Origin of the sequence: Schauerella aestuarii (assembly GCF_009866805.1) — a bacterium.
Taxonomy (GTDB): domain Bacteria; phylum Pseudomonadota; class Gammaproteobacteria; order Burkholderiales; family Burkholderiaceae_B; genus Schauerella; species Schauerella aestuarii.
In genome coordinates this window covers 557813-584080 of sequence record NZ_SIZW01000043.1, presented here as the reverse complement: position 1 = coordinate 584080, position 26268 = coordinate 557813, and the positions used below count along the sequence as shown (strand labels likewise).

Sequence of the window (26268 nt, the reverse complement as noted above, 5' to 3'; positions counted from 1 at the left end):
GATTGTAGGGGGATCAGGCCAGACCAAGTGTGGCAGGATCGCCGGCACCCAATCGCACGATCAGCGGGGTGTCGTCTACCAGATCGATCACCGTGGTCGGTGTACGGCTGCAGGAACCGCTATCCACAATGCCGGCAAGCTGGTTGCCCAGCAGCCGTTGAATTTCTTCGGCATCGTTGAGCGCATCGGTTTCGTTGGGCGGAATGAGCGTCGTCGACAACAGCGGCGCACCGAGCTGCTCGAGCAAGCTCAGCGTAACGGGATGACTCGGCACTCGAATGCCGATGGTGCGGCGGGACGGATGCGACACGCGGCGCGGCACTTCCTTCGTCGCTTCGAGAATGAACGTCCAGGGGCCAGGCGTGGCCGCCTTCAACAAACGGTACTGGCGATTGTCGACCTTCGCGAAGTGCGCGATCTCGGTCAGATCGCGGCAGAGCAGCGTCAGGTGGTGCCGATCGTCCAACCCGCGCAGCCGGCGCAAGCCGTCCGCCGCTTCCCGATCGTCCAGATGGGCGATTGCCGCATAACTGGAGTCGGTCGGCACGGCCAGCAGTCCGCCGTTATCCAGCAGCTGCGCAGCCTGCTTCAGCAGACGAGGTTGGGGATTATCTGGGTGGACAGTGAAAATTTGAGCCATGGGGCATGCTAACACTCAAGTTCTCGTCCCGGGCGAGCCGAAGGCTGTCCGCTGACCGACTAGCCCTTACCTTCTCAATGTGAAGAGATCAGGAAGCGTCAACGCGAAACCGACCTGCCGGCGCTCGCCGAAAGCATAACCACCCTGATCGGCAGCGCCGCCAGCGTGGCTCAGACGTTCTGGAATCGGCCGGATTTGCGCCACTGCCGATAGGCTTCGATCGAACGCGCGATCTGGGCATGAACGGGTGGCCATTCGCCGTCGGGGTCGATCCAATCGATGCCCACCGTTTCTTCGCCGTCGAAACCTGCGGTGCCGCTGTAATCGCGACAGTGCAGCAGCGCGGCGTGATATTGGCACACATGCCCGTTGGGCAACGTCATCGTCTCGATATCCGGATCAGACGAGTAGCCGAACATCTCGACTTCGCCCAATGTGAGTCCGGTCTCTTCAAGCGTTTCGCGCCGCGCCGCATAAATCACGCTTTCGCCCAATTCGATGTTGCCGCCGGGCAACCCCCACATCCCCAAGTAGTCGCCCCGGGCCTGCATGAGAAAGCGGCCATCGGCATTTTCGATGAAGATGCGAACGACGGGACACAGCAAGGGCTGCGCGCCTACAAGCGCCCGCAAACGGCCAATGGTCGAGTTGGCAAAATCCGACATCGGCGTTACTTGGGCGCCGCCGCCACGACGCCATCCGTGAGCGCGTCCACGATATCGCAGCCATGCGAGACCGCCACGTGCACGGCATCGCGCGGACTATCGACATGGTCACCCTTCGCAAACTTCGGCACCACGTAATCCTCGCCGAAGCTCTGGATCATGTTCGCACGCGTGACGAGCACCGTGGCGGTGAACTGTGGCGCGGTGCCGTCATCGGCCGAGCCACCGGGAAATTCACGCGAGACCCTCGCATTGAGGCGAAAGCCTTTGTAGACCAAGTTGTTTTGATGCACACGAAAACCTTTCAAGGCCAAGCATCACGCCCCTTGGCGACAGGGAAGTGCATAGATTCCAACAAACACGGCGCAGGCTACACGTCATGCATTTAGCTTTTGATGGTAGCCGGAATCGTCGGGGTCGGATAGCGCTTTGCGTCGTGGATTTCCCCGATCGAACCGCACGCCCCTATTAAAACGGTTATCGAAACCGTCACAGGCATGACACATGGCACAACAATGCAATCGGCCACCGCGACAACGGCGAAAAAAACGTGCTAGAATTTCGTTCTCAGCAGTACAGCGGTGGCTGTAGCTCAGTTGGTAGAGTCCTGGATTGTGATTCCAGTTGTCGTGGGTTCGAGCCCCATCAGCCACCCCATCTTGCATTGCGCTTCATGCCGATGCCCCGGTTCTTCGAGATACTCGCCGAACTGTCCTGACGCCAATGTGCCGTCAATCCAACCCCCCTCTTTGCATCGCGCCGTCAGCTTGCGTTTTCGCGTGCACGTGTTTCGCTTGCGCGCCGTTTCGCCCGCTGTGGTAGCAGACCAGTGTGCCACGCCACGCCTCGCCACGCCTCGCGCGGCATGCCGACAGCGGCGACACCGGCCATCACCGCAATTAACGCCGCGGTTAACCACGAACGCACTGTGCTGCGATGAGACGCGAACGTCCCGCTGCGCCAGGCGGTTGCAGAACCGCGCAGAGGCTACGTTCCGCTTCGGCGTGCCGAGCTGACTTGCGCGTCCGAAATCTCAACGAGCGACTCCATGAAGATGTAGCCGCGCGAACGCTCGCCAATCAGCGGAATCACCATGTCGTTGCGGCTGCCTCGCGCGCGCAATCGGGAAACCAATATGGCCAGACGATTGCGCGCCCGGTAGTCGTGATCGTCCAACGCATCGAGCAACTCTTCGAACGATCCACGATGGTCATTGGCGCGCGCCAGCAATGAAATGACAGTGGCCTCGGCTGCAGCCAACTTGAGCACCACACCATCAGGTGCGGTCAACAATCCCTTGACCGCGTCGACTTCCCATGTGCCCGGCATGGCCTTCGAGACGCGACCTTGAGCAAGGGCCTCGGTAATGACGCGAGCACGGTCTAGACATTTCTTTAGTTCTTTGAGGAGCGCGGAACTGTTAGACATATTCATCATGACAAATGATTAGGTGCCTAACGCCATCGCCCTCCTGCCGGAGTTTGTTATGCAATCTTAGACAGCCGAAATTAATGGGCTTGACACAACCAAGCTCCATTCCTTGGCGTGTCAGCTGAAAATCTTACTACTGCTCATCCGTATTACCCACCCGCAAAGCCCATAATCGCAACGCGATAAAAGACATCAAATGCAATTGGCCCGCAATCATTCGATATGGGACGCAATCGATAATCACGCTGTGACATCGTAATAAAAGTTACTTGCTCAGGGAGGGTCGTTTTTCCAATCATCGACAACAGGCTGGCTTTGAGGCTTCAGACCCGGCCGCCCCGCCTGCAAAACCCGCTTGACGGCATCAATAGCGCCACACTGATGCCCTTCGATCGCATCATGCGCCCTGCACAAGCGGCATGATTTCCGATCATTTCCGTTCATACGCGATGTCATTTGATCGCTAGGACGGCATTTGTGGCAGATTCCCCACACTTAATGCCTGCGTTCAAGTCTCCTCGGGGGGCAAAAAGCGATTGATCTCGCCATCGCCTACAGCAGTGCCCGCATTCGGTGTGTGAATGTCGGGAAGCAGCAGCCTTACGCTGCCATCGGTCTGACGGACAGCGCCCTCCACGAAAAAACTCCGCGGCTCCGAAAAATATTTGATCGCAAAGCGCACACGGGCAGGCGCATTCTTGTCGATGCCATCGAACGCATCAGGTGCGCAGCCTTTCACGATCAACGCGCCGGCGCTTGCCGTGGTCTCGGGCAGGCTCACTGCAGCTAAAAACGACACCGAACGACAGGCGATCTCGGTCGCCGTGCTCGATCCGTCGACGTGCAAAGACTCCAGCGTAATCGCCGTCACTTCCCATTCTTCCGCACCGGACACGGCACCCGCTTTCGATGTATTGGCCATTGACGATCCTTGTTGATGACACGGTTGTGACCGGCCGACGCCGCATAAGTTGTGCCACACCGTCACCCGCACGGCGCGTTCATCGCAGCGTCATACCGCGTTTCTAGAATGCGACCGCACCCCTTGGATTACCTCTGCGTGATCAAGCGGCCGAGTTTCATTCAACGCTCCCCCCGACGCATGCTCCCCTATAAACGATGCAAGACGCTGGTTGCGATCGCCATCATGACCGCAGCCCTGACCGCCTGTGGCGGCGACGACAACGATTCGCCACCGGTCGAGTCCACGCCAACGCCGGCCCCGACGCCGACACCGGCCCCGACGCCCGCGCCTGAGCCCGGCACCCCGGCACCCGTGCCGACACCCGATCCCGCACCACAGCCGGAACCCGAACCCACGCCCGCGCCCCAATTGCGCTGCGCACCCTGACGCCCTTTTGCCTTCAAAAAAAATGACTTCACGCCGTAATTTTTTGCAGACCGCCTCGGGCGCAGGATTCGCCGCCGCCACGCTGGCGGCGTTTCCGCCGAGCATTCGCCGGGCGCTGGCGATCCCCGCCAATAACGCCACTGGAACGATCAAGGACGTCGAACATGTGGTGATCTTGATGCAGGAGAATCGGTCATTCGACCACTACTTCGGCACGCTCAAGGGCGTACGCGGCTTTGGCGACCGGTTCACGATTCCAATGCCCAACGATCGAAAAGTGTGGCAGCAGGAGCGCAGCACTGGCGCGCTCCTGACGCCCTATCATCTGGACGGCAGCACGAACAACGCGCAACGCGCCGATGGCGCGCATCACACCTGGAAAGACAGTCAGGACGCATGGGATCATGGCCGCATGTCGCAATGGCCCAAGCACAAGAAAGACATCTCGATGGGGTACTTCAAGGAAAAGGAGATTCCGTTTCCGTTCGCGTTGGCCAATGCCTTCACGCTCTGTGATGCCTACCATTGCTCGATGCACACCGGCACCGATGCCAATCGCTCGTTTCATCTCACCGGCACGAACGGCCCCACCGCTTCGGGCGCCGCATTCGTCAACAACGAATGGGATGCCATCGACGGCCTGCCGTCCTCGGCCAATATCGGCTACACCTGGAAAACCTATGCCGAACGGCTGGAAGCCGCCGGCGTGAGTTGGATCTCCTACCAGAACATGCCCGATGAATGGGGCGACAACATGCTGGGTGCGTTCCAGCAGTTTCGCCAGGCCAACCTGGCCTCTGGCTTTCCGGTGTCGAGCGGCGGCGCACCAGGCAGACCGTACGCGCAAACGGGCCAGGCGCTGCCCTATCATGCGTACAACCCGATCACCGATAACGCCGCCAACCCGCTCTACAAGGGCGTGGCCAACACCCTGCCCGGCACCACCCCGGAAGCGTATCTCGACGCCTTCAAGCGCGACATTCAAGCCGGCACGCTGCCGCAAGTGTCGTGGATGAATGCGCCATCGATTTACTGCGAGCATCCCGGCCCGTCCAGCCCCGTACAAGGTGCGTGGTTCATTCAGGAGGTGCTGGATGCGCTCACCGCCAATCCCGAGGTTTGGAGCAAAACGGTGCTGCTGATCAACTTCGACGAGAACGACGGCTACTTCGATCACGTGCCGTCGCCCTCGGCCCCGTCGCGAAACACCGATCGTTCGCTGGCCGGCAAGTCCACCTTGAGCGACGCCGACATGGCGTTCGAGTACTTCGACCAGCCGGCGCCTGCCGGGAGTCGTGTGCAGCCGGCGCCCGATGGCCGGGTATATGGTCCGGGTCCGCGTGTGCCGCTGTATGTGATCTCGCCGTGGAGCCGCGGCGGCTGGGTCAACTCGCAGGTGTTCGACCACACCTCGGTACTGCGTTTTCTGGAGCAGCGCTTCGGCGTGGAAGAGCCCAATATCAGTCCGTACCGCCGTGCCGTGTGCGGCGATCTGATGACGGCATTCAACTTCGCCACGCCGAACAATGAAGCCTTGCCGGCACTCAACGGCCGCGCCACGCGCGATGCCGCGGATCAACTTCGCCGCGCCCAGCAAGCCCTGCCGGCCATGCCTCTGCCGCTCGATATGCAGTTGCCGCTGCAAGCCAGCGGCACGCGGCCGTCGCGTGCCCTGCCTTACGAACTGCACACCAGTGCGCGAACCCAGGCGAGCGGCACGGTCGACCTGATCTTCTCCAATACGGGTACGCAAGCGGCCGTTTTTCATGTGTACGACAAGTACAACCTCGAACGCCTGCCGCGCCGGTACGTGGTGGAATCGGGCAAGTCGTTGACCGATACCTGGAATGTGTTTCAGGACAATCTGGGTCAGTACGATCTGTGGGTGCTGGGGCCCAATGGCTTTCACCGGCATTTCAAAGGCGACACCAACCAGATCGCGACCACGCAAACGCAGCCGGAAATTCGCGTGTGCTACGACATCGCGAACGGTCATGTCTATGCCGAGATGATGAATGCGGGCACGCAAGCCTGCACGTTCATCATCACGCCGATGGCATACCGCACCGACGGCCCGTGGACGGCCGCAGTAGAACCGAGCGCCACGGCGTCGCGCCATTGGCCCTTGGCAACAAGCGGCCAGTGGTATGACTTTGCGATCACCGTGGAGAACCATCCGGGGTTCTATCGCCGCTTTGCCGGCCGGGTCGAAACCGGGCGGCCCACGGTAAGCGATCCGGCCATGGCCACGCCCTGAACACCAGGGCAATGCGTTGAGCGCGACAGCGATACCTTCCGGCGAAGGGTCTGCATGACGCCAATACGCCGCGAATCGGCGATATATCCGTAAAGGGTTCGCGATGCCGTCGCCAGGACTTGTTATCCTAGCGCGGCATCGACTCGACCACTTATTCGCCTTATGGATCCTTTCCGCGCGCTATTGGCCGAATACTGGCCGCACATCGTTTTTACCGTCAGTACCGTGGCCGGTACCGCTGCGGCGATTCACGCCGCGATGACCAAGCAGGATGTGCGCGCGGCGATCGGTTGGGTGGGCGTGGCCTTGCTCTCGCCGTTCTTTGGTGCCCTCTTCTATCTGGTCGCCGGCGTCAATCGCATCAGGCGCACGCAGGTGGCGCAAGAACGTGACGCGACCATGCTGCGCTACGCCACGGTGCGCGAAGCCGCTGACGTCGACGTGATGCCCATTTCAGGACCGCAGTTCGCGTCGCTCAAAGTGCTGGGCGACCACGTCAGCCAGTTTCCGCTGCTGGGGGGCAATAAAGTGGAGCCGCTGGCGGGTGGCGATGAGACCTACCCTGCCATGATCGCGGCGATTCGCACCGCGAGAGTCACCATCGCGATGCAAAGCTACATCTTCGATAACGATCGCATCGGCCGCGAATTGGCGCAGGCGCTGATCGACGCGGCCAAGCGCGGCGTGCAAGTGCGCGTACTGATCGATGCGGTGGGTGCAAAATACTCGCGGCCACCCATCATGGGCGTCCTCACGCGCGGTGGCGTGCGCGTGGCGCGGTTCATGACCAACCCGCTGGGCGTATGGCGCATGCCTTATGCCAATCTGCGCAGCCACCGCAAAATCCTGGTCGTGGACAACAGCATCGGCTTCACGGGCGGCATGAACGTACGCGAGGCGTTCGTCGCCAGCCTTGTAGGCGACCGCGTCAACCGCGATACCCACTTCCGTTTCGAAGGTCCGATGGTCACGCAACTGCTATCCGTATTTGCCCACGATTGGGACTTCACGACCCGCGAAGCGCTCTCGAACGACACCTGGTTTCCGCACGGCACTCACCCGGCCAGTGGCGCCACGCCAGTGCGCTGCGTGGCCTCGGGGCCCGATCGCTATATCGGCAGCACGCATCAGATGCTGCTGGGCGCCCTGGCGGTGGCGCAACATCACGTGCGCATCCAGTCGCCTTACTTCCTGCCCGATCTCGCGCTCGTCGGCGCATTGGCCACCGCCGCACGCCGCGGCGTGATCGTCGACATCGTCATTCCCGGCATCAATAATCTGAAACTGGTGGATTACGCGATGTCGGCCCAGCTCGATCAGGTGATGCGCACGGGCTGCCGCGTCTGGCGTGCGGGCGGTGCGTTCGATCATTCGAAACTGATGACGGTGGACGATGCGTGGTCGTACACGGGATCATCCAACCTCGACCCGCGCAGCCTGCGGCTGAATTTCGAACTCGACACGGAAATCTACGATCCTGCCGTCGCCACCTGGATCAACCAGCGCATCGATGGCCTGATTGCCACCGGCCGCCGCGAAACGCTCGCAACTCTCGCCGATCAATCTTTTGCCAAACGGCTGCGCAACAAGATCATCTGGCTGGCCAGTCCGTATCTGTGACTCAAAACGTGTACTGCACGCTCGCCCCGGCATACCAAGCCATGCCGGCCGCGGGTTCGTAATAGCGTCCGTTGCCATCGCCCACGATCACCGAGCCGATATAGTTGCGATCCGTCAGGTTATCCAGGCGCACGGTTTGCCGGAAGGTCCAGGGTCCCGTCTTCTGCGTGAATGTCGTGCGCCAGTTCAAGAGCGCATAACCCGGCGCCGGGCGATCGCGGTTGGTGTCTTCCACAAACACCTTGCCGCGCACCACACCTTCCACGGCCGTACTCACCCAGGGTTGCGGCGTCCATACCACTTCGCCGAAGAGGCTGTTCTTGGGCACACCGGGCAGACGATTGCCGCTGTCGATCCGCGTCGTACCTGCGTCGAACGATTTGTCGTAGGTGGCGTCGAGATAAGTCCACGCGCCATTGAGTGCAACGGTGGGCGCAATCTGGCTTTCCACCGACAATTCAAAGCCGCGGCGCAATGTCTTGGCGGCGTTCTGATAGGTGGTGCGGCCGCCCAAGGAGCCGGCCACGACCAGCTCATCCTTGGTGCGGATCTGGAACAACGCTGCATTCACTCGGGTATTGCCGAATCGGGTCTTGATGCCGGTTTCGAGTTGCTCGCTGCGTGACGGCTGCAGGCCGGCGTTGAAACCGGCACCGTTGGCCGCGTAGGCCGACTCGGTAAGCGTGGGCGTCTCGAATCCGGTCCCGGCACTCGCATACACATGCACATCGGGCGTGATGGCATACAAGGCGCCCACTGCGGGTGTGGCGCGCTCGTAGCGTTGGCTGCCGCTATCGTCACCGTTGAGCAGGTAACGGTCGTCCACCTTCAGCTTGACGGTGTTGTAGCGCAAGCCTGCCTGCAGGGTCCAATCGCCGAGCAGCCAATTCGCCTGCACGTAGGGATCCAGGCTGGTGGCGGTATCGATCTCGTTGCGGCGCAACGCGCCCTTCACGCCCAGCGTGGACCCCACGAAGTTTTCGTAGCCTTGTCGATCGTCGCGGCTTTGATCGAAATCCAGTCCAGCGGTGACTTCAAGCGCACCGCCACCGAGCATGAACGGTTGCGACCACTGGATGCCGCCGCCATAGAATCGGCGCGAAAAGTCGATCACGCCACCCGACTGACGGATATTGGACTGCACCGCCCGAGGGATCGACTGATATTGGGTCACGTCGCGCTCACCGCCATAGGCATTGAGTTTGAGCGTGCCGGTGCCGATCCGTTGCGTGTAATCGATGCCGACCTGATCGTTGTCGATACTCTTGCGGGTGTTGTAGAGCAGCGCGCTGGGCGCGGCCTGACGCCGGTCGGATTTGTACTCGTCCCACGTCAAGCCTTGGGGATCTTGCGTGTTTTTCTGGCTCAGCCCGTTGTACACCACGCGCAAGGTGCTGGTATCGGTCGGTTGCGTGGTGATCTTGGCGAAACGTTGATCGCGGCGCGCCTCGCTGTGGTCGCGAAAGCCGTCGGTGTCCATGCGGGACGCATCGAGCACAAAGCCGATGCCATTGACCTCGCCTTCCGCACCCAGCCGATTCTTGCGCATACCGTACTTGCCGAACAAGGTTTCGGCCGTGATGCGCGGATCGCCCTTGCCGTCGCGCGAGAACATCTGAATCACGCCCCCGGCATTGCTGCCGTAGATCGTGGTCATCGGTCCGCGCAGCACCTCGAAGCGCTCGGCCGTATCCAGGTTGAACGTGGCCGCCTGCCCCTGGCCATCCGGCGTGCTGGCGGGAATGCCATCGGTGAAAAGCTTGATGCCACGCACGCCGAAAGCGGCCCTCGACCCAAAGCCGCGCGAGGAAATCTGCAAATCCTGGGCGTAATTCTGCCGGTTCTGCACCACCAATCCCGGCACGCGGTTGAGCGCTTCCGACGCATTGATGCGCAGTTGGCCTTCGCCGATCTGCCTGGCATCCACCACGTCCACCGAAAACGGCGCATCGAAACTCGCGATCTCAGAGCGGCTGCCGGTGACCACGATCGGGTTCAACACGTCGGTCGTGGATTGCGCGAACGCGCTCGTGCTGACGGCAATGCCGCCCAGGAGAAAAACATAGGATTTCATGCGGGGATTCGGTGAGGGAATGCAAACGTTATGGCAGTTTAGCCCGCTGCGCTGCGGCACACCTGTGAGCATTGGCGTCGATGTTGGATTCGTGCCGCAGTTGGTCACGATTTACAACCTTTCCAGCGATTGAAATTGTGCGTCGCAGCATGTAGGCTGAACTTCAGTTTTCCATGAGGATGTATCTCATTGCGTAGCCTACTTCTGCTCACCAACCGCCATCGTGCGCCGTCGACCAACCGCGCCTTTGGATTTTTACTGGCCTTCAACGCGGGCGCCCTCAACGCCGGCGGCTTTCTCGTATTGCACCGCTACACCTCGCACATGACCGGATTTGCGTCGCAGCTGGCGGATGCGATCGTCACCGGAAAAACGTGGCTGCTGCTGGGCGCTTTGGGCGCGATCCTGGCGTTCATGATCGGTGCGGCAACCTGCGCCGTGCTCATCAATCTCGGCCGCCACTACCGCCTGCACAGCCTGTATGCGCTGCCGCTGCTGCTGGAAGCCGCGCTCTTGTTGCCGTTCGGCTTGGCGGGCGCCGATACGGTGAAATTCATGACGCCGTTCGCCGTCCCGATTACGGTACTGCTGCTGTCGTTCATGATGGGGCTGCAGAACGCGGTCGCGTCCAACTCATCCAAGGGCAGCATCCGCACCACGCACATGACCGGCAATCTGACCGACTTCGGCATCGAGCTCGGCAAATTCCTGTATTGGAAAAGCGCGCGGTCGCCGCGCGGTGACGGCGTGCGTCACAGCACCGGCCGCATGGGCATGACCGGCGGCCTGATGGCGATGTTTATCCTGGGCGGCGGCATCGGCGCACTCGGCTTCAAATACATCGGCTTTATCTGCGTGGTGCCGCTGGCCGCGCTGCTGCTGGCGCTTGCCATGCCCGATGTCGTGCGTGACGTACCGTGGCGCCGCACGTCCACCCCGTCCAAACTTTTCAAATCACGCACGTAAAGCGACGGACTTGAAAACGCGTTACCGCGCAACCGGGCTTCACGCCGCTGAAGTAAACCGCAGCACCATTTGCTGTTCGTCGAACCAGTTGCCGTCGACGAAGAGGGCTTTGGGTTCGTGGCCGTATTGCACGAAGCCCAGGCTCTCGTACAGGGCACGGGCATGCAGGTTCGAAGCGGTCACGCTGAGTGTGACCTGCCGAATCTGGGGCAGCGTGCGGGCGTGCGCGATCATCGTCTGCATCAGGCGCCGCGCCAGTTGCCGACCGCGAGCGTCAGGATCCACGAATACGCCCCAGATCAACGCCTTATGGCGCATCTTCGCAGGCCGTTGGCGAAACAGTCCCACCGAGCCCACCATGCGGGTGCCGATAAAGGCGCCAAAGAGTGCCGTGTTGTCGTCCGGCCCGATACGCGCAGCCCACGCGTCTTCGCTCAGCACGGCTTCGTCATCAGGACTGGCGCCGAACGCGCTGGGCGCATCGCGCAACATCGCCAAACGCAGATCGCGGAAGCCCGCCACATCGTGCCGATCCAAAAGGCGGATCTGCACAGGTTCGCTTGAAGGGGGTGGGGTCGAGCAGGAAGGGGCGGCGGATGTCATGTGGGAACGGCGGCGTGGCAACGGCAGGAGTTGAAAGATACCCGCTCAGCAGGCGCGCGGCAATGCCGGCGCGCCCATTGAATGCCGCCCCCCTGCTTCTTATCCCGCTTTCAAGCGGGTTCGACGCCGCAGGGCGCCGATCCGCGTCGTGGGTGCCAGCGTGTCAACACCGGTCTGACACGACAGAAATTACTTCTTCTTGGGGCTGCACTGAGCTTCGCTGTAGGTTGCCTTGTCGAACGGCGTCAGGCCAGGCGTCACATAGGCCGTGCAGGCAAACTTGCGGCCGCGCGCCGTGGTCGCGTCGTAGCTCAATTCCTGGCCGCCCAACGCGTTCTTTTCTTTGTACTGAACGTTCGCGACCGTCAGCTCATCCGACGATGCCAACCCGAGCGACTTGGCCGTCGTGGTCTGCATTTCCGTCATATTGATTTTCGTCGAGCCGCAGGCCGCGACAAGCAAGGACACACCGGCCACCGCGGCCAATCGAATCAGCGATTTGTACATTTTTGGCATTCCAGGAGATCGAGAAAGGCGCAAAAATAATGGCTTTCCTGATCAACGGCCGGCGCTTGTGCACTCGGTTTCAAAACATACCGATGGTTTACAAAGCGTACTAGTACACCTCCGTCAGCGTATAGAATCGCACTCGCGCCCATCGAAACACAGGACTCATGTCGAAAAAGATCAGCTCACCGCGTCAGGAAAATTGGGATCAGCGCCTGGGGTTTCTCATGCACGACGTGTCGCGTCTGCGCCGCAAGGTGTTCGACGACGTGATGAAACCCGTCGGCATCACGCGTTCGCAATGGTGGGTGATGGCGCATCTCTCACGCCACGATGGCATGAGTCAGAGTGACCTGGCGGATGTGCTGGAGCTTGGCCGCGCTGCCCTGGGCGGATTGGTCGACCGGCTGGAGGCCACCGAACTGGTGCGGCGCGAATCGACGCCGGCCGATCGCCGCACCAAACTCGTTTTCCTGACCGACAAGGGTCGCGGCATGATCGACACCATGCGCGGTCAGAGCGATCGCATGAGCGAGGTCATTCTGGCCGGCCTGGATAACGACGATCGCTTGCGTCTGACCGAGATGCTGACCACCGTCAAACGCAATCTGCTCGAATACAAGAACGAGTGACTCACACGATATCGTCATGCAGGCGGATCAGCCGCTTGCCGATGTTCTCACCGCGATACAGCCCGGCAATCGCATCCGGCGCCGCATCGATGCCCTCGAGCACTTCCTCGCGATAGTTCAATCGGTGCTCGCGGATTTGCTGTGCCAGATAAGCGACGGCTTCTTCGTAACGCGATTCGTAATCCCACACCAGAAAACCTTGCATGGTGGCCGTCTTGTTCAGCAAGTGCCGCTCAACCCGCGGCCCCGTGGGCCAGGGTTGCCAGTTCGATACCGAGGCCGTCCCGCAAATCACGATGCGGGCATTCTTGTTGATGCGCGGCACCACGAGGTCGCTGATGCGGCCCGACGTATTGTCGAAGTACACGTCGACGCCATCCGCGCTCGCCGCGTTGAACGCTGCCTCGAAATCGGCCTCCTTGTAATCGACCGCAGCATCGAAGCCGAACACGTTCCGGCATAGGGCGACCTTCTCGGCCCCGCCTGCTATGCCGACCGTCCGGCAGCCCCATCCCTTGGCCAGTTGGCCCACCGCCGAACCGACAGCGCCCGCAGCCGTCGACACGACCACCGTATCGCCCGCATGCGGCCGGCCACATTCCTTCAACGCGAAATAGGCCGTGACGCCATTGATCCCCAATACGCCCAGCGAAAGCGACAACGGCAGATCGCGCTCCCTGACCTTGCGGCGGATCGCGCGGCCATCGGTGATGGCGTAGTCCTGCCAGCCCAGCATGCCCATCACCACGTCGCCCTCCGCATAGTCCGGATGGCGCGACGCGACCACCTGCCCTGCTGCGAACGACCGCATGACCTCGCCAATCCCGACCGGGTCCGAATAGTTGGCGGCGGCGTTCACCCAGCCCCGCATGGCGGGCTCGACCGAGAGATAGGCGTTGCGCACCAAAATTTGCCCGGCTTCGAGTTCCGGCACGGACGCCGTCTCGATCTTGAAATGTTCCGCCTGGGGAATGCCGGCGGGGCGGGACGCGAGAACGACCCTGCGATTGACGAACGGCGACGACATGACATCCTCCTTTTCCGGTATTGTATGCAACCATACAATATGGCAGTATATTTTAATGGCACAGACGGCCCGAAGGCCGCGCCTCACGACATCCGGCAGGAGACAGCCATGGCAGGACGCTATTACGAACAGTTCAGCGTAGGGCAAACGTTCACGCACGACATCCGGCGCACCGTTACCGAAACGGATAACGTACTGTTTACCACCATGACCCACAATCCGGCGGCCATTCACCTGGACGCGGAGTACGCCAGCCACACCGAATTCGGGAAACCCCTGATGAACAGCGCCTTCACGCTGGGGCTGATGGTGGGCATATCGGTGGGTGACACGACGCTGGGCACCACGGTGGGCAATCTCGGTTGGGACGAAGTGCGGTTTCCGCGTCCCGTGTTCGTGGGCGACACACTGCATGTGACGTCGACCGTGCTCGAACTGAAAGCCAGCACATCGCGTCCCGATAACGGCATTGTGGTGTTCGAACACGTGGCGTTCAATCAACGCGATGAAGTCGTGGCCACCTGCAAGCGCGTGGCGCTGATGCTCCGGCTGCCCGGTTCTTCGCAACCCACGCGCAACCCGGAGGGCTGATCATGGACTTCGCCTTGAACGACGATCAAGTCGCCATCGTCGACGCCGTGCAACACGCGTGTGCGCCTTTCGACGACGAGTACTGGCTGCGCCGGGATCGCGAAGGCGGCTTTCCGGAAGACTTCTATCGCGCCATGGCCGATGCGGGCTGGTTGGGCATCGCCATGCCCACGGCCTATGGCGGCGCAGGCCTCGGCATTCTGGAGGCCGCGCTGATGATGGAAACGGTGTCGGCCACCGGTGCCGGACTATCGGGTGCCTCGGCCATCCACATGAACGTCTTCGGCCTGCATCCGGTCGTGGTGTACGGCAGCGACGAGCAAAAGGCGCGCTGGTTGCCCCCCATCATTCAAGGCGAGCAGAAAGCCTGCTTCGGCGTGACCGAACCCAATACCGGGCTGAACACCCTGAAGCTCAAGACGACCGCCGTGCGGCACGGCGACAAGTACGTGGTGCACGGTCAGAAGATCTGGATCTCCACGGCACAAGTCGCCGACAAGATCCTGCTCCTCGCGCGCACCACGCCGATCGATCAACTCGATAAGCCTTCACGCGGCCTGAGCCTGTTCTACACCGATCTCGATCGCAGCAAGGTCGACGTGCGCGAGATCGAAAAGCATGGGCGCAAAGCGGTCGATTCAAACGAGCTGTTCATCGATGGCCTGGAAATCCCGGTGGCCGACCGCATTGGCGAAGAAGGCCGCGGTTTCGAGTACATCCTGCACGGCATGAACCCCGAGCGCGTGCTGCTGGCAGCCGAAGCTACGGGCCTGGGGCGTGCAGCCCTGCGGCGCGCGGCCAAGTATGCGGGCGAACGGATCGTATTCGATCGGCCGATCGGCCAAAACCAGGGCATCCAACATCCGCTCGCCGAACGCTGGGTCGAGCTTGAAGCCGCAACCTTGCTGTATCAGCGCGCCGCCTGGTTGTATGACCAAGGCCAGCCGTGCGGCGGGCAAGCCAATGCCGCCAAGCTGTTTTGCGCCGACGCGGGCTTCCGCGCGTGCGAAACGGCACTGATCACGCACGGCGGCATGGGCTACGCCCGCGAATATCACGTGGAGCGATATCTGCGCGAAGCCATGCTGCCGCGACTGGCCCCGGTGTCGCCGCAACTCATCCTTTGCTACATCGCCGAGAAGGTGCTGGGGCTGCCGAAGTCGTACTAAAGTGGCATGAGGTTGCATGCCGTCAGAGCATTCGTTTGCCACGCGTAAACGAGCCGACAGGAGACAAGTCTTGAAGAAAGCCAAGAAGGTCATCATCACGTGCGCCGTCACGGGGTCGATCCATACCCCCAGCATGTCGCCGCATCTGCCCATCACGCCGGACGAGATCGCCGATCAGGCCATTGCCGCAGCAGAAGCGGGCGCCGCCATGCTGCACCTGCATGCCCGCGATCCCGCGACCGGCAAGCCCGATCAAAGCCCCGAGCTGTTTGCCCAGTTTCTGCCGCGCATCAAGCAGCACTCGGATGCCATCATCAACATCACGACGGGTGGCGGCTTGGGCATGACGTTGGACCAGCGCCTGGCGCCCGCGAAGTGGGCGCAGCCCGAAGTGGCGTCGATGAACATGGGGTCGTTCAACTTCAATATCTCGGGCGCAGCGGGCAAGCTGGAAACGTTCAAGCACGACTGGGAAAAGCCGTACCTGAACATGACGCAGGATTTCATCCTGTCCAACACGTTCTCGCAGATCGAACGCGGCCTGGCCGAGCTTTCCGCCATGGGTACACGTTTCGAATTCGAATGCTACGACGTCGGCCATCTCTACAACCTGGCGCACTTTGCCGATCGCGGGCTCGCCAAGCCGCCCTTCTTCGTGCAATCGATCTTCGGCATCCTGGGCGGCATCGGCGCCGATCCCGACAACCTGCTGCACATGCGCATGATCGCCGATCGCCTGTTCGGCGACGACTACTACCTCTCTGTACTCGCGGCAGGCCGGCATCAGATGTCGTTCGTCACGATGAGCGCCTTGCTGGGCGGCAACGTGCGCGTGGGGCTGGAAGATAGCTTGTACGCGGGCCGCGGCAAGCTGGCCACTTCCAACGCCGAGCAGGTCGCCAAGATCCGCCGCATCCTGGAAGAACTGTCGTTCGAGATCGCGACGCCCGATGAGGCGCGCGCCATGATTCAAACGAAGGGCCGCGACAACGTTGCCTTCTGACTCGACCGGGATGAACTGACATGGATGCATTGAAAGGCTTGCGGGTGGTCGACTTCTCGAAGGTGTTGGCCGGCCCGCTGTGCACGCAGTATCTGGGCGACATGGGCGCCGAAGTCATCAAGGTCGAGGCGCTCAACGGCGACGACACGCGCCGCTGGCCGCCCTTTCGCGATGGCGACGGCACGGTGTTTCTGAGCGCGAACCGCAACAAGCAAAGTATCGCGATCGATCTGAAAACGCCCGGCGGCAAAGAGGTTGCACAACGCTTGATCGCCTCGGCGGATATTCTCGTGGAGAGCTTCGGCCCGGGCGTCACCCAGCGGCTCGGCATGGATTACGCCACGCTGCACGCGCAATATCCCAGCCTCGTGTATTGCACGATCACGGGCTTCGGCACGGAAGGTCCGCTGAACCGCGGCAAGGGCTACGACGTCATTCTGCAGGCGTTCAGCGGCATGATGTCCATCACCGGGGATGATGCCGGCCCGGCCGCGCGCAGCCCGATTTCGCCGATCGACCAGGCCACCGGCATGCACGCGTCGATCGGCATCCTCGCCGCCGTCATCAAGCGCATGCAGACGGGTGTGGGCACGCATATCGACGCCTGCCTGTTCGACACGTCGCTCGCATTCATGGCGTACGTGATGCAAAGCTACTGGGAGCGCCACACCGAGCCGCGCCGCTGGGGCTCGGCGCACGAGTCGCTCTGCCCCTATCAGGTGTTCGACACCAGCGATAAGCCGATGCTGCTGGGTGTGGCGAACGACACCCTTTGGCAGGCTTTCTGCCGCGAGGTCAACGCACCCGAGTTGGCGCAGGATCCGCGCTTCACCACCAACGCCGACCGTGTCGCGCATCGCAGCGAAGTGCTGGCGGAAGTGGGCGCGCGGCTGGCGCCCCACTCCTGCGCCGATTGGCTCGCGCGCTTCTCCAAAGCCGGCATCCCGTGCGCGCCCATTCACGGCATCGGCGAAGTGCTCGACCACCCGCATACCCAGGCCAGTGGCATGGTGCATCACTTCGACGTCTCGGGCCATCGCGACCTCAACGTGATTGCGCAGCCCTTGCGATTCGACGGCCAACGCCCCCAACCCTCGCGGGCCCCCCCGCTGCTCGGCGAGCACACGCGATCGATTCTCGGCGACCTGGGCTACGACGAAGACCAGATCGCGGCTCATCTTGCGAGCGGCGCGTTGTTCAGCCGCCCTGCCACCGTTTAGCGCGCCCACCTGCTCAAAGGAGCATCGTCGTGTCCATCGATCTTTCAGTTGCCGGTGGCATTGCCACCATCACCATCAACCGCCCCGAAAAACGCAACGCCCTCGATCAGGCGCACTACGACGCGCTCTCGGCCGCTTGGTGCGAAGTGCGAGACAACGACGCCATCCGCGTGGCGGTCGTCACCGGTGCCGGCGATCAATCCTTTTGCGCCGGCGCCGACATCAAGGCGTTTCTCGGCGATGCGCCGCCGCTCAACGCGCTCATGCACACGCAGCAATCGCAATTGCTGAACCGCGGACTGGAAGTATGGAAGCCTGTCGTGGCAGCGATCAACGGCTACTGTCTGGGCGGTGGCATGACCTTGCTTCTGGCCACCGATCTGCGCGTGTGCGTGCCCACCGCCACCTTCGGCTTGAGCGAGGTCAAGCGCGGCGCGTTTCCAGCCAACGGCGGCACGCAGCGCATCGCGCAGCAGCTCCCGCATCCGATTGCGATGGAAATGCTGTTGTTGGGCGACGCCATCGATGCCACGCGCGCCGAGCGGTGGGGCCTCGTGAATCGCATCGTCGAGCCGGCCGATCTGCTGCCCACCGCTATGGATTACGCCACCCGGCTGGCCGCCAATGCGCCGCTCGCCGTGCAGGCGGCCAAGGAACTCGCCTTACGCAGCCGCGACGCCGACCTCGCCACGGGCTTGCGCATGGAACAACTGTTCTTGCGCATTCTGCAGAACTCCGAAGACCTGACCGAGGGCCGCGACGCATTTGCCGAAAAGCGTCCGCCGGTGTTTCACGGACGCTAAACCGATCGCCATTTCCTGTACGGCCGGCATTGCCCCCGATGCCGGCGGCCAAAAATCAAAGGAACCTGTCATGCCTTTCCGATCCCTCCTCTTCGTTCCCGGCGATAGCGAGCGCAAGCAAGCCAAGGCTGAGAGTGTCGGCGCCGATGTGCTCATCCTCGACCTCGAAGACTCGGTCGACATCAGCCGCCTGCCCATCGCGCGCGATATGGTGCGCGACTATCTGACGGCGCACACCGCGCGCCGCGCGCAACTGTGGGTGCGCATCAACCCCCTGGATTCCGGCCTGGCGCTCGATGACCTCGCGGCTGTCGTGCGCGGCAAACCCGACGGCATACTGCTGCCCAAGGTGGCAGGCGGTGCCGACATTGCGTTGCTGGACAATTACCTCAGCGCGCTGGAAGCCCGCGATGGTGTCGCAGCAGGCACGATCGGCATCCTGCCGGTCGCCACCGAAACGGCGCAGGCGCTGTTTGGTCTGGGCACGTACTTCGCCAAGTCCGAGCGCTTGCGCGGGCTGACCTGGGGCGCGGAAGACCTGGCGGCTGCGGTCGGCGCCATCAGCAATCGGCTCGACGATGGCGAATACGACTTCACCTACAAGCTCGCCCGCTCGTTGTGCCTGCTGGGCGCGCACGCCGCAGGTGTGGCACCCATCGACACCATCTGGGGCAACTTCCGGGATGCCGAAGGGCTGATGCGCGACGCCAAACTGGCACGCCGCGCGGGCTTCACCGGCAAGATCGCCATCCATCCCGATCAGGTGGGCCCAATCAACGAGGCGTTCACGCCTACCGATGCCGAGCTCGCCCGCGCCCAACGCATCGTGCAGGCGTTTGCGGACTCACCCGGCGTCGGCACGCTGCAGCTCGATGGCGAGATGCTCGACCGGCCGCATTTAAAGCAAGCGCAACGCACCCTGGCGTCGGCACCCGCCGCCGCCTGACGCTGTCAGGACGATCGGCCATCAGAGTCCGGCGTCTACCCAGGAGACAAACCATGCGATTCCCTTTCAAACCGTTCTGCATTGCCGCGTGCCTGGCCGTTGCTGCCACGGCCCACGCGGCGGACACCTATCCCAATAAACCCATTCGCATGGTGACGGCGTTCGGCGCCGGCAGCGCCAGCGATATCGTGGCCCGCATGCTGGGCGAACGACTGGGTGCGGCGCTGGGCCAGCCCGTGATCGTCGAAAACAAACCCGGCGCCTCGGGCCAGGTGGCCAGCGATTTCGTGTCACGCGCCGACCCCGACGGTTATACGCTGATGCTGGCCACCAACACCACGCACTCGTCCAACCCTTATCTCTTCACCACGTTGCGCTACGACCCCATCAAGGATTTCACCCCGCTCGTGCAGGTGTGCAACTTCCCGTTCGTGCTGGTGGTGAGTTCGAAGCTGGGGGTGGACGACGTGAAAGGACTCGTCTCTTACGCCAAAACGCATCGCGACACGATGAACTACGCGTATGGCAACAGCACCGGCCAGATCGCCGCAGCCTCGTTCAACAAGATCAGCAACCTGGGGGCCGATGCCATTCCCTACAAGAGCACGCCGCAGGCGATGACGGACGTGATCGGCGGACGGGCATCGTTCATGTTTGTGGATCTGGCGTCGGCCGCGGGGCAGATCGAAGCCGGCAGCCTGAAGGCGCTCGCCGTGTCCACCGAAAAGCGCAGTGCACTCGCGCCGAAGCTGCCCTCGATCTCCGAAGCACTCGGTCAGCCTGGGTTTGACCTGGCGGCATGGGTCGGCATCTTCGGTCCCGCCAAGATGCCGCCAGCCGTGTCGGATCGATTGAGCACCGAGCTCTACAAGATCGTGTCCTCCAAGGAAGTGCAGGATAAGCTCACGCAGATGGGCGCCGAGCCGACGCCCTTCAAGGCCAGCGAGTTCGGCCCTTATGTGCAGCGGCAGTTGGGTGTATGGGGCGACAAGGTGAAGCAAGCCGGGATCGAACCGCAATGACGCCGCACGAGGACCTTCCCATGGATCCGCCGGATCCCATGCTCGACGAACGCGTCACCGTCGAGCGCGATGGCGGCGTGGCCATCGTGCGCCTGAACCGGCCCGATCGGCTGAATGCCCTGGCCGAGCCCATGAAGGAAAAGATGGGCTCGGTATTCGAGTCGCTTAGCCGCGACCCCGAGGTGCGCGCCGTGTTGCTGTGCGCCGCGGGCCGTGCATTCTGTGCCAGCGGCGACGTGACCTCGATGGGTGCGTTCACCGTGGATTCGGCGCAGGATCGGCTCAAGCGCGCGCATCGCATGATCATCAATCTCGCGCGCATCGATAAGCCCGTGATTGCCGCCGTGCAAGGGCCGGTGGTGGGTATCGGCTGGAGCATGGCGTTGGCTTGCGACACGATCATTGCCGCTGACGACGCCTACTTCGCACAGGTGTTCAAGAACGTGGGCCTCACCCCGGATGGCGGCGGCGTGTTTTTTCTGGCGCAGAATCTGGGCGTGCTGCGGGCGAAGGCGCTGGTGCTGTCGGGACGCAAGGTACCGGCCGAGGAAGCGCTTGCGCTCGGACTCGTCGAGCAGGTGGTTGCCGCCGAGGCGCTGTTTGACACCGCCCTCGCCCACGCGCACACGCTCGCCGCCGGCCCCACGTTGGCGTTCGCATTGGGCAAGCGGATGTTCAAGCACGTTGACACCCCCGCTCTCGAAACGTTTCTGGACGCCGAGTCCTGGGCGCAGTCCGTCGCCTTGTTGAGTGAAGACCATGCGGAAGGCGCACGCGCCTTCCTTGAGAAGCGTAAACCGCAGTTCTCTGGCCGCTGAGGCTGGGAGATCGCCATGCATGCACTGTCCCGCACCCTCGCCGCTGTGATGATCACGGCGGCTATAGCCGCCGCCGGCGCCCTCTCCCCCGCCTATGCGCAGCGCTTTCCCGATCACGCGGTGCGCTTGATCGTGGGCTATGCCGCAGGCGGCGGCACCGATCTGATCGCGCGCATCGCTGCCCAGCATCTCGCCGAAGAACTCAACGTACCGGTGATCGTCGAAAACCGTCCGGGCGCAGGCGGCAATATCGCGACCGAAGCGGTGGCACGCGCGACACCCGATGGGTACACGTTGCTCCTGGCCGCCAACACCGTCACCATCAACCCCAGTCTTTACAAGAATCAGCCTTTCGAGCTGGAGCGCGATATTCGAGGCGTGGGCGTGATTGCCAATTCACCGATCGTCTTGCTCACGAGCCCCGCCTCGCCCTATGCGTCATTCAACGACATGATTACCTATGCGAAGGGCCATCCCAACGCGATCAGCTACGGCACGCCGGGCGTAGGCACGCCGCAGCATCTGGCAGTCGAATTGATGACGCACATGACCGGCGTGAAAATGACCCACGTGCCGTACAAAGGATCGAGTCAATCGTTGAGCGACGGCATGGCAGGCCATATCGGTCTGGTATCGGCCGCGATCAATTCGGGGCAGCCGTTCATGGTAAGCAACAAGCTGCGCGCATTGGCGGTGGCCGACTCCAAGCGCGTCGCCAGCTTCCCCGATATGCCTGCCGTGGGCGAGATCGTGCCCGGCTACGAAGTGCGTATCTGGTACGGCATCATGGCACCGCGCCGCACGCCCGATGCGATCGTCGCGCAGCTCAACGCCGCGCTGGGGCGCGCCGTGGCCAAACCCGCCATGGCCACGCAGATGAAGGAACAGGGCTATGAAGTGGCGTTCGACAGCCCGGCCAACATGGACCGGCAGGTACATGCCGATATCGAAAAATGGGGCGCGGTGGTCAAAGAGGCGGGGATACAGCCGGAGTAGCGGCGGTCTCGTCCAACGTCAATGGCAGCACCGTGACGTTGGGTAAAGACGCGAGCAGTTGGGGATCGAGCAACAGCTTCGCCTCCCGCACGCCGGCGCCCATCACCACCTGATCGCGCGTGAGCACGGCGGCATCCACCAGCACCGGCCAATCGGCGGGCAAGCCGTAGGCCGTGATGCCGCCGAACGCCATGCCGGTTTTCTCGGTGGCGTCTTCGCGCTTGGCGAACGACAACCGCTGCGCACCGAGCGCCGCCTTGACCGCGCCGTTCACATCCAGGCGCCGCGACCCGAGCGATACCAACGCGGCGTGATGCTCGCCCCCTGCCTTCTTGAATTTGACGATGATGGTATTGGCGCAATCTTCCAGGCCGAAACCGAACCGCGCGCTGAAGGCGGCCGTGTCCGACGCGTCATCGGGCACGGCAAACACAATCAAATCGTCCAGCGGGGCCGCATCGGCCACGCACGCAGGAAGATGTGCCGCAATGCGATCGCGTGCGATAACGTGCTGCGCAATGGCGGCAGCGCCAACAGCGGACGACATACAGGCTCCTTGGGACGTGGTCGAGGTGCGCGATGCGACGAACCGGATCGCTTCCGCATCATATCGTGCGCCCAGAGTGCCGAGGCGCAGACCCGATCGCGATAGCGCCATGGCGCTCGGCACGGCTATTGCACACGTCGCTCAACCTGTTTCACCCCTACAATCGACCCAGAATGAACGATATGTCGACCTCCCAGCCCTCGGGCGCGTCTTCCAGCCATGGCGTCATCATGACTCTCTCTACGCAAGACCTGACGGCGCTGCAGCGTGCGAAAACGCTACTCGAAAATCCGGGTTTTGCCGCGCAAGTCACGAACGTGGTTGGCGCGCCGATCGAAGCGGCCTTGAAGCGCCTGCCCGACGGCGTTCATCGCAAGCTCGGCGATGCCATCGAAAGCGCCCTGCTGAAAGTGGCCACGGGTGCAGCGCGCACGATGAAAGACACCCCCGGCGGCACCCCGTCGACCAAGCTGCATACGCTCGGCGCCGCGGTGTCCGGTGGTGTGGGCGGGTTTTTCGGCGCCTGGGCGCTGCTGGCCGAAGTGCCCGTTACCACCGGCATTATTTTTCGATCGATCGCGGATATCGCACGCAGCGAAGGCGAATCGGTGAAAGAAGCCGCCACCCTGCTGGCGTGCGTGGAGGTGTTTGCGCTGGGTGGCGCATCGGATGACGACGATGCTTTCGATAGTGGCTACTACGCGGTGCGCGCCGCCATGACGCAACAGGTCAAGGCCGCCACCGATTTTCTGACCAAAGCCGGCACCGACTCGTCCACCCCGGCACTCGTGGCCTTGATCAAGAAAGTGGCCGAACGACTTGGGGTGGCCTACACCGAAAAGCTCGCGGCACAATTGGTGCCGGTCGTGGGTGCCGTCGGCGGCGCTGCGGTCAACCTGCTTTTCATCACGCACTTCCAGAATATGGCGCGCGGCCACTTCGTGGTGCGCCGGCTCGAGCGGCAGTATGGCGTAAGCGCTGTGCAGGACGCCTACAAGGCACTGCCGCTCAAGGGTTGAGCGATTGGGGAATGCCCTCCCGATCGCGCGCCGTCCGTCGGCATGAATACGCAAACGCACATCGTTCGATCCCCGCCGCTATGCTTTCGTTTGCGAAGCGGCTTTCCACTTTCCATCGGGCTGCCGGCACATGGAAAACAACCAATTCTCGCGCGCGGTGCCTTGCATGAACGTCGCGTGCAGCTTGCGGCAGGTGTTGCCGGCAACGGGTGCAGCAGTGCCATCGGCATACACCTGGCCGGAAATTGCTGTTTTGCGTGTCGAGGGACTTTGCCATAGCGTCACAGCGCCGTCCTTCGCGTTGTTGAGCGCTTTCGCGCTCGCGTTGGTAAACGCCGCATTCTCCTCCTTCGTCATCGATCCGAAGAGCGAATCCTTGAGAGGTTGTCCGTATATCTGAGCGTGACCGACACCGTTCACACCCACCAGGAGAATGATCGCGAGCGTACTTCTCGACCAGGAATACGCTGGCCGCGTTGTGTATGAATTCAGCATTGCATTTCTCCGTTCGATCCCATGTGGAAATCGACATGGCGATTCAATTCCCGGGCACGTCGCAGTCTGACGGGAGCATGCCCAGGCGCGACAGCATGCGGCTTTCCTGCCTGCGATTCGACGCGGTCGATAATCGGCGCGCGTCGAACCACATGCTCAGGGGTATCTGCCATCCGCTACCGCTGCTTTGTGCTGGCGTTGAGCTTCTCGATAACCTGATCGATCGAGAATGAAGCGGGACGTTGCCGCGGCGGAAAATCCTTGTAAGTGGCCAGATAATTGCCCACTTTCTCCACTGCCGGCAGCAGCAGAAACGCACGATCCACAAACCACTTCTCGTACAAGATGGATCCGTCCACCGAATACTCGAAGGGATCGGCCTTCAAATCCATGATGATCGGCGCACGCAAGGTCGTGAGCGGATTGCGCCAGATCTCCATGCCTTTGGCGTACTGCACCCCAAAGTTGTACTTGAAGCGTTCATCGCGATACGCCACGAGCCCACCATCGTCGTCAAAATAGACGAACTCCTTGCGCGGCGATTCCGTCACTTCGCCTTTGAGCATCGGCAACTGGTTGTACCCATCGAGATGCACCTTGAACGACTTTGCGCCTACCGTCGTCCCTTTCAGGAGCTTGGCCTTGACATCGGCGTCACCCGCGGCCGCGAGCAATGTGGGCAGCCAATCCTCAGCGGAGAACATACCCGGCAGCACGGTGCCCGGCTGAATCACGCCCGGCCAACGCACCAGCGCAGGTACGCGAACCGCCCCTTCCCAGTTGGTGTCCTTCTCGGATCGGAAAGGCGATACGCCCCCGTCGGGCCACATGTTCTTCATGGCGCCGTTATCCGTGGTGTAGATCACGATGGTGTTGTCGGCGACGCCCTGATCCTGCAGGAATTTCAACATCTCGCCAATCTGACCGTCATGCTCGGTCATCCCGTCGGCTTGCAGGCCCAAACCGGTCTTGCCGTCCGCATTGGGGCTCAGGTGTGTGAACACATGCATGCGGGTGGTGTTGAGCCACACGAAGAAGGGCTTGTCGGCTTTGACCTGACGCTCGATGAAATTCTTGCTCGCGCCGATGAACTCCAGATCGACCGTCTCCATCCGCTTTTTGTTGAGCGGCCCGGTGTCTTCGATCTTGCCGTCTGCCGTCGCCTTGATCACACCGCGCGGCCCGAACTTCTTGCGAAACTCGGGATCCTTGGGATAGTCGGGATTCTCCGGCTCCTCCTCCGCGTTCAAGTGATAGAGGTTGCCGAAGAACTCGTCGAACCCGTGTGCCGTGGGCAGATACTCGTCGCGATCGCCAAGGTGATTCTTGCCGAATTGCGCCGTGGCGTAACCCAGGGGTTTCAACATATCGGCAATCGTGGGATCTTCTTTTTGCAGTCCTACCGCGGCACCCGGCAGACCCACCTTCGTCAATCCGGTACGGAAAGGACTTTGCCCGGTGATGAAGGCGGCCCGCCCGGCGGTGCAGCTTTGCTGACCGTAATAGGTGGAAAGGAGTGCCCCTTGCTGGCCGATGCTGTCGATATTGGGCGTGTTGAACCCCATCATGCCGCGGTTCCAGATGCTCAGGTTCCACAGCCCGATATCGTCGCCCATAAGAACGAGAATATTGGGCTTTTTGCCGCTTGCCTGTGGGGTGGCCGGCGACGCTGCCGGTTGCACCGGCGGCTGACTGACGGTGCCCGAAGCACCCGTGGCGGCAGAGGCCTGCCACCCGAAGCCGCCGGCAAACATGCCGGCAGCCAACGTCAATGTGATGATGCGCTTGCTTCTCATGATTGGAACTCCCAGTGAAATAGTGAGTCTTGCGACGCGACTTCGACTGCTCTTCCGACTTTCACGTACG

General features: G+C 62.1%; 27 protein-coding genes and 1 tRNA gene. 16 read left to right on the top strand and 12 right to left on the bottom strand.

From position 1 onward, the window contains the following. Positions 1-13: 13 nt before the first annotated feature. The 3 genes from EYW45_RS22000 to EYW45_RS21990 form a co-directional block, all read right to left on the bottom strand. Complete coding sequence (locus EYW45_RS22000; protein WP_161137587.1) at positions 14-640, bottom strand: L-threonylcarbamoyladenylate synthase; 627 nt, start codon at positions 638-640, stop codon at positions 14-16. 170 nt (positions 641-810) lie between these two features. Beyond that, positions 811-1305, bottom strand: coding sequence for an NUDIX domain-containing protein (locus tag EYW45_RS21995; protein ID WP_161137586.1), 495 nt, complete (start codon positions 1303-1305; stop codon positions 811-813). A 5-nt stretch (positions 1306-1310) separates the two neighbouring features. After that, positions 1311-1598 carry a hypothetical protein gene (locus EYW45_RS21990; protein ID WP_161137585.1) on the bottom strand — a complete coding sequence of 96 codons (288 nt, stop codon included), beginning with the start codon at positions 1596-1598 and terminating at the stop codon, positions 1311-1313. A 288-nt stretch (positions 1599-1886) separates the two neighbouring features. Here EYW45_RS21990 and EYW45_RS21985 point away from each other — a divergent pair. Further along, a tRNA-His gene (locus EYW45_RS21985) sits at positions 1887-1962 on the top strand. 330 nt (positions 1963-2292) lie between these two features. Here the strand turns inward: EYW45_RS21985 and EYW45_RS21980 are convergent. Together EYW45_RS21980 and EYW45_RS21975 are read right to left on the bottom strand one after the other, a co-directional pair. After that, entirely contained in the window at positions 2293-2634 is a 342-nt protein-coding gene (locus EYW45_RS21980; RefSeq protein WP_161137584.1) for a helix-turn-helix domain-containing protein, read from the bottom strand. Positions 2635-3244: 610 nt separating this feature from the next. Beyond that, the gene (locus tag EYW45_RS21975; RefSeq protein ID WP_161137583.1) at positions 3245-3658 is read right to left on the bottom strand and encodes a hypothetical protein; all 414 of its coding nucleotides are present in this window, start codon (positions 3656-3658) and stop codon (positions 3245-3247) included. A 225-nt stretch (positions 3659-3883) separates the two neighbouring features. Here EYW45_RS21975 and EYW45_RS21970 point away from each other — a divergent pair, with 225 nt between their 5' ends. From EYW45_RS21970 to EYW45_RS21960, 3 genes are all read left to right on the top strand, one after another. After that, positions 3884-4087, top strand: a complete 204-nt coding sequence (locus EYW45_RS21970) for a hypothetical protein (RefSeq protein ID WP_161137582.1) — start codon at positions 3884-3886, stop codon at positions 4085-4087. 22 nt (positions 4088-4109) lie between these two features. Further along, positions 4110-6344 (top strand): phosphocholine-specific phospholipase C, encoded by a 2235-nt coding sequence (locus EYW45_RS21965; protein WP_161137581.1) that lies wholly within the window; start codon positions 4110-4112, stop codon positions 6342-6344. A gap of 162 nt (positions 6345-6506) precedes the next feature. Next, complete coding sequence (locus tag EYW45_RS21960) at positions 6507-7964, top strand: phospholipase D-like domain-containing protein (protein ID WP_161137580.1); 1458 nt, start codon at positions 6507-6509, stop codon at positions 7962-7964. A 1-nt stretch (position 7965) separates the two neighbouring features. Here EYW45_RS21960 and EYW45_RS21955 read toward each other — a convergent pair whose 3' ends face one another. Continuing rightward, on the bottom strand, positions 7966-10038 hold the full coding sequence (locus tag EYW45_RS21955) for a TonB-dependent receptor family protein (RefSeq protein ID WP_161137579.1): 2073 nt from the start codon (positions 10036-10038) through the stop codon (positions 7966-7968). Positions 10039-10227: 189 nt separating this feature from the next. Between EYW45_RS21955 and EYW45_RS21950 the strand changes: the two genes are divergently transcribed. Further along, a complete protein-coding gene (locus tag EYW45_RS21950) occupies positions 10228-11004 on the top strand; it encodes a YoaK family protein (RefSeq protein ID WP_161137578.1) in 777 nt (258 codons plus the stop codon). Between the two features lie 39 nt (positions 11005-11043). On the opposite strand, the gene EYW45_RS21945 is transcribed toward EYW45_RS21950, so the two are convergent. Beyond that, positions 11044-11556, bottom strand: coding sequence for a GNAT family N-acetyltransferase (locus EYW45_RS21945; RefSeq protein ID WP_328703673.1), 513 nt, complete (start codon positions 11554-11556; stop codon positions 11044-11046). A 240-nt stretch (positions 11557-11796) separates the two neighbouring features. Beyond that, positions 11797-12114 carry a hypothetical protein gene (locus tag EYW45_RS21940; protein WP_235939177.1) on the bottom strand — a complete coding sequence of 106 codons (318 nt, stop codon included), beginning with the start codon at positions 12112-12114 and terminating at the stop codon, positions 11797-11799. Positions 12115-12281: 167 nt separating this feature from the next. Here EYW45_RS21940 and EYW45_RS21935 point away from each other — a divergent pair, with 167 nt between their 5' ends. Then, positions 12282-12746, top strand: coding sequence for a MarR family winged helix-turn-helix transcriptional regulator (locus tag EYW45_RS21935; protein ID WP_161137575.1), 465 nt, complete (start codon positions 12282-12284; stop codon positions 12744-12746). 1 nt (position 12747) lies between these two features. Here EYW45_RS21935 and EYW45_RS21930 read toward each other — a convergent pair whose 3' ends face one another. Beyond that, positions 12748-13773, bottom strand: a complete 1026-nt coding sequence (locus EYW45_RS21930) for an NADP-dependent oxidoreductase (RefSeq protein WP_161137574.1) — start codon at positions 13771-13773, stop codon at positions 12748-12750. On the opposite strand from EYW45_RS21930, the gene EYW45_RS21925 reads away from it, so the two are divergent. The 9 genes from EYW45_RS21925 (at position 13702) to EYW45_RS21885 (ending at position 22341) form a co-directional block, all read left to right on the top strand. Further along, entirely contained in the window at positions 13702-14364 is a 663-nt protein-coding gene (locus tag EYW45_RS21925; protein ID WP_328703672.1) for a MaoC family dehydratase, read from the top strand. The two genes, EYW45_RS21930 and EYW45_RS21925, sit on opposite strands and share 72 nt — an antisense overlap. Before the next feature lie 2 nt (positions 14365-14366). After that, on the top strand, positions 14367-15533 hold the full coding sequence (locus EYW45_RS21920) for an acyl-CoA dehydrogenase family protein (protein ID WP_161137572.1): 1167 nt from the start codon (positions 14367-14369) through the stop codon (positions 15531-15533). Between the two features lie 70 nt (positions 15534-15603). Beyond that, on the top strand, positions 15604-16536 hold the full coding sequence (locus EYW45_RS21915) for a BKACE family enzyme (protein WP_161137571.1): 933 nt from the start codon (positions 15604-15606) through the stop codon (positions 16534-16536). Between the two features lie 20 nt (positions 16537-16556). Continuing rightward, positions 16557-17756 (top strand): CaiB/BaiF CoA transferase family protein, encoded by a 1200-nt coding sequence (locus EYW45_RS21910; protein WP_161137570.1) that lies wholly within the window; start codon positions 16557-16559, stop codon positions 17754-17756. 29 nt (positions 17757-17785) lie between these two features. Beyond that, a complete protein-coding gene (locus EYW45_RS21905; RefSeq protein WP_161137569.1) occupies positions 17786-18559 on the top strand; it encodes an enoyl-CoA hydratase/isomerase family protein in 774 nt (257 codons plus the stop codon). Positions 18560-18629: 70 nt separating this feature from the next. After that, the gene (locus tag EYW45_RS21900) at positions 18630-19505 is read left to right on the top strand and encodes an HpcH/HpaI aldolase/citrate lyase family protein (RefSeq protein ID WP_161137568.1); all 876 of its coding nucleotides are present in this window, start codon (positions 18630-18632) and stop codon (positions 19503-19505) included. Between the two features lie 53 nt (positions 19506-19558). Further along, on the top strand, positions 19559-20527 hold the full coding sequence (locus tag EYW45_RS21895; protein WP_161137567.1) for a Bug family tripartite tricarboxylate transporter substrate binding protein: 969 nt from the start codon (positions 19559-19561) through the stop codon (positions 20525-20527). 20 nt (positions 20528-20547) lie between these two features. Next, a complete protein-coding gene (locus EYW45_RS21890) occupies positions 20548-21345 on the top strand; it encodes an enoyl-CoA hydratase/isomerase family protein (RefSeq protein WP_202444857.1) in 798 nt (265 codons plus the stop codon). A gap of 15 nt (positions 21346-21360) precedes the next feature. Beyond that, on the top strand, positions 21361-22341 hold the full coding sequence (locus tag EYW45_RS21885) for a tripartite tricarboxylate transporter substrate binding protein (protein ID WP_161137566.1): 981 nt from the start codon (positions 21361-21363) through the stop codon (positions 22339-22341). On the opposite strand, the gene EYW45_RS21880 is transcribed toward EYW45_RS21885, so the two are convergent. After that, on the bottom strand, positions 22313-22888 hold the full coding sequence (locus EYW45_RS21880; RefSeq protein ID WP_161137565.1) for a YbaK/EbsC family protein: 576 nt from the start codon (positions 22886-22888) through the stop codon (positions 22313-22315). The two genes, EYW45_RS21885 and EYW45_RS21880, sit on opposite strands and share 29 nt — an antisense overlap. Before the next feature lie 230 nt (positions 22889-23118). Between EYW45_RS21880 and EYW45_RS21875 the strand changes: the two genes are divergently transcribed. Continuing rightward, on the top strand, positions 23119-23907 hold the full coding sequence (locus EYW45_RS21875) for an EcsC family protein (protein ID WP_161137564.1): 789 nt from the start codon (positions 23119-23121) through the stop codon (positions 23905-23907). Positions 23908-23985: 78 nt separating this feature from the next. Here EYW45_RS21875 and EYW45_RS21870 read toward each other — a convergent pair whose 3' ends face one another. Together EYW45_RS21870 and EYW45_RS21865 are read right to left on the bottom strand one after the other, a co-directional pair. Continuing rightward, positions 23986-24402 (bottom strand): hypothetical protein, encoded by a 417-nt coding sequence (locus tag EYW45_RS21870; protein ID WP_161137563.1) that lies wholly within the window; start codon positions 24400-24402, stop codon positions 23986-23988. Between the two features lie 176 nt (positions 24403-24578). Beyond that, positions 24579-26198: an arylsulfatase gene (locus EYW45_RS21865; RefSeq protein ID WP_161137562.1), complete on the bottom strand. Its 1620-nt coding sequence runs from the start codon at positions 26196-26198 to the stop codon at positions 24579-24581. Positions 26199-26268: the final 70 nt, after the last annotated feature.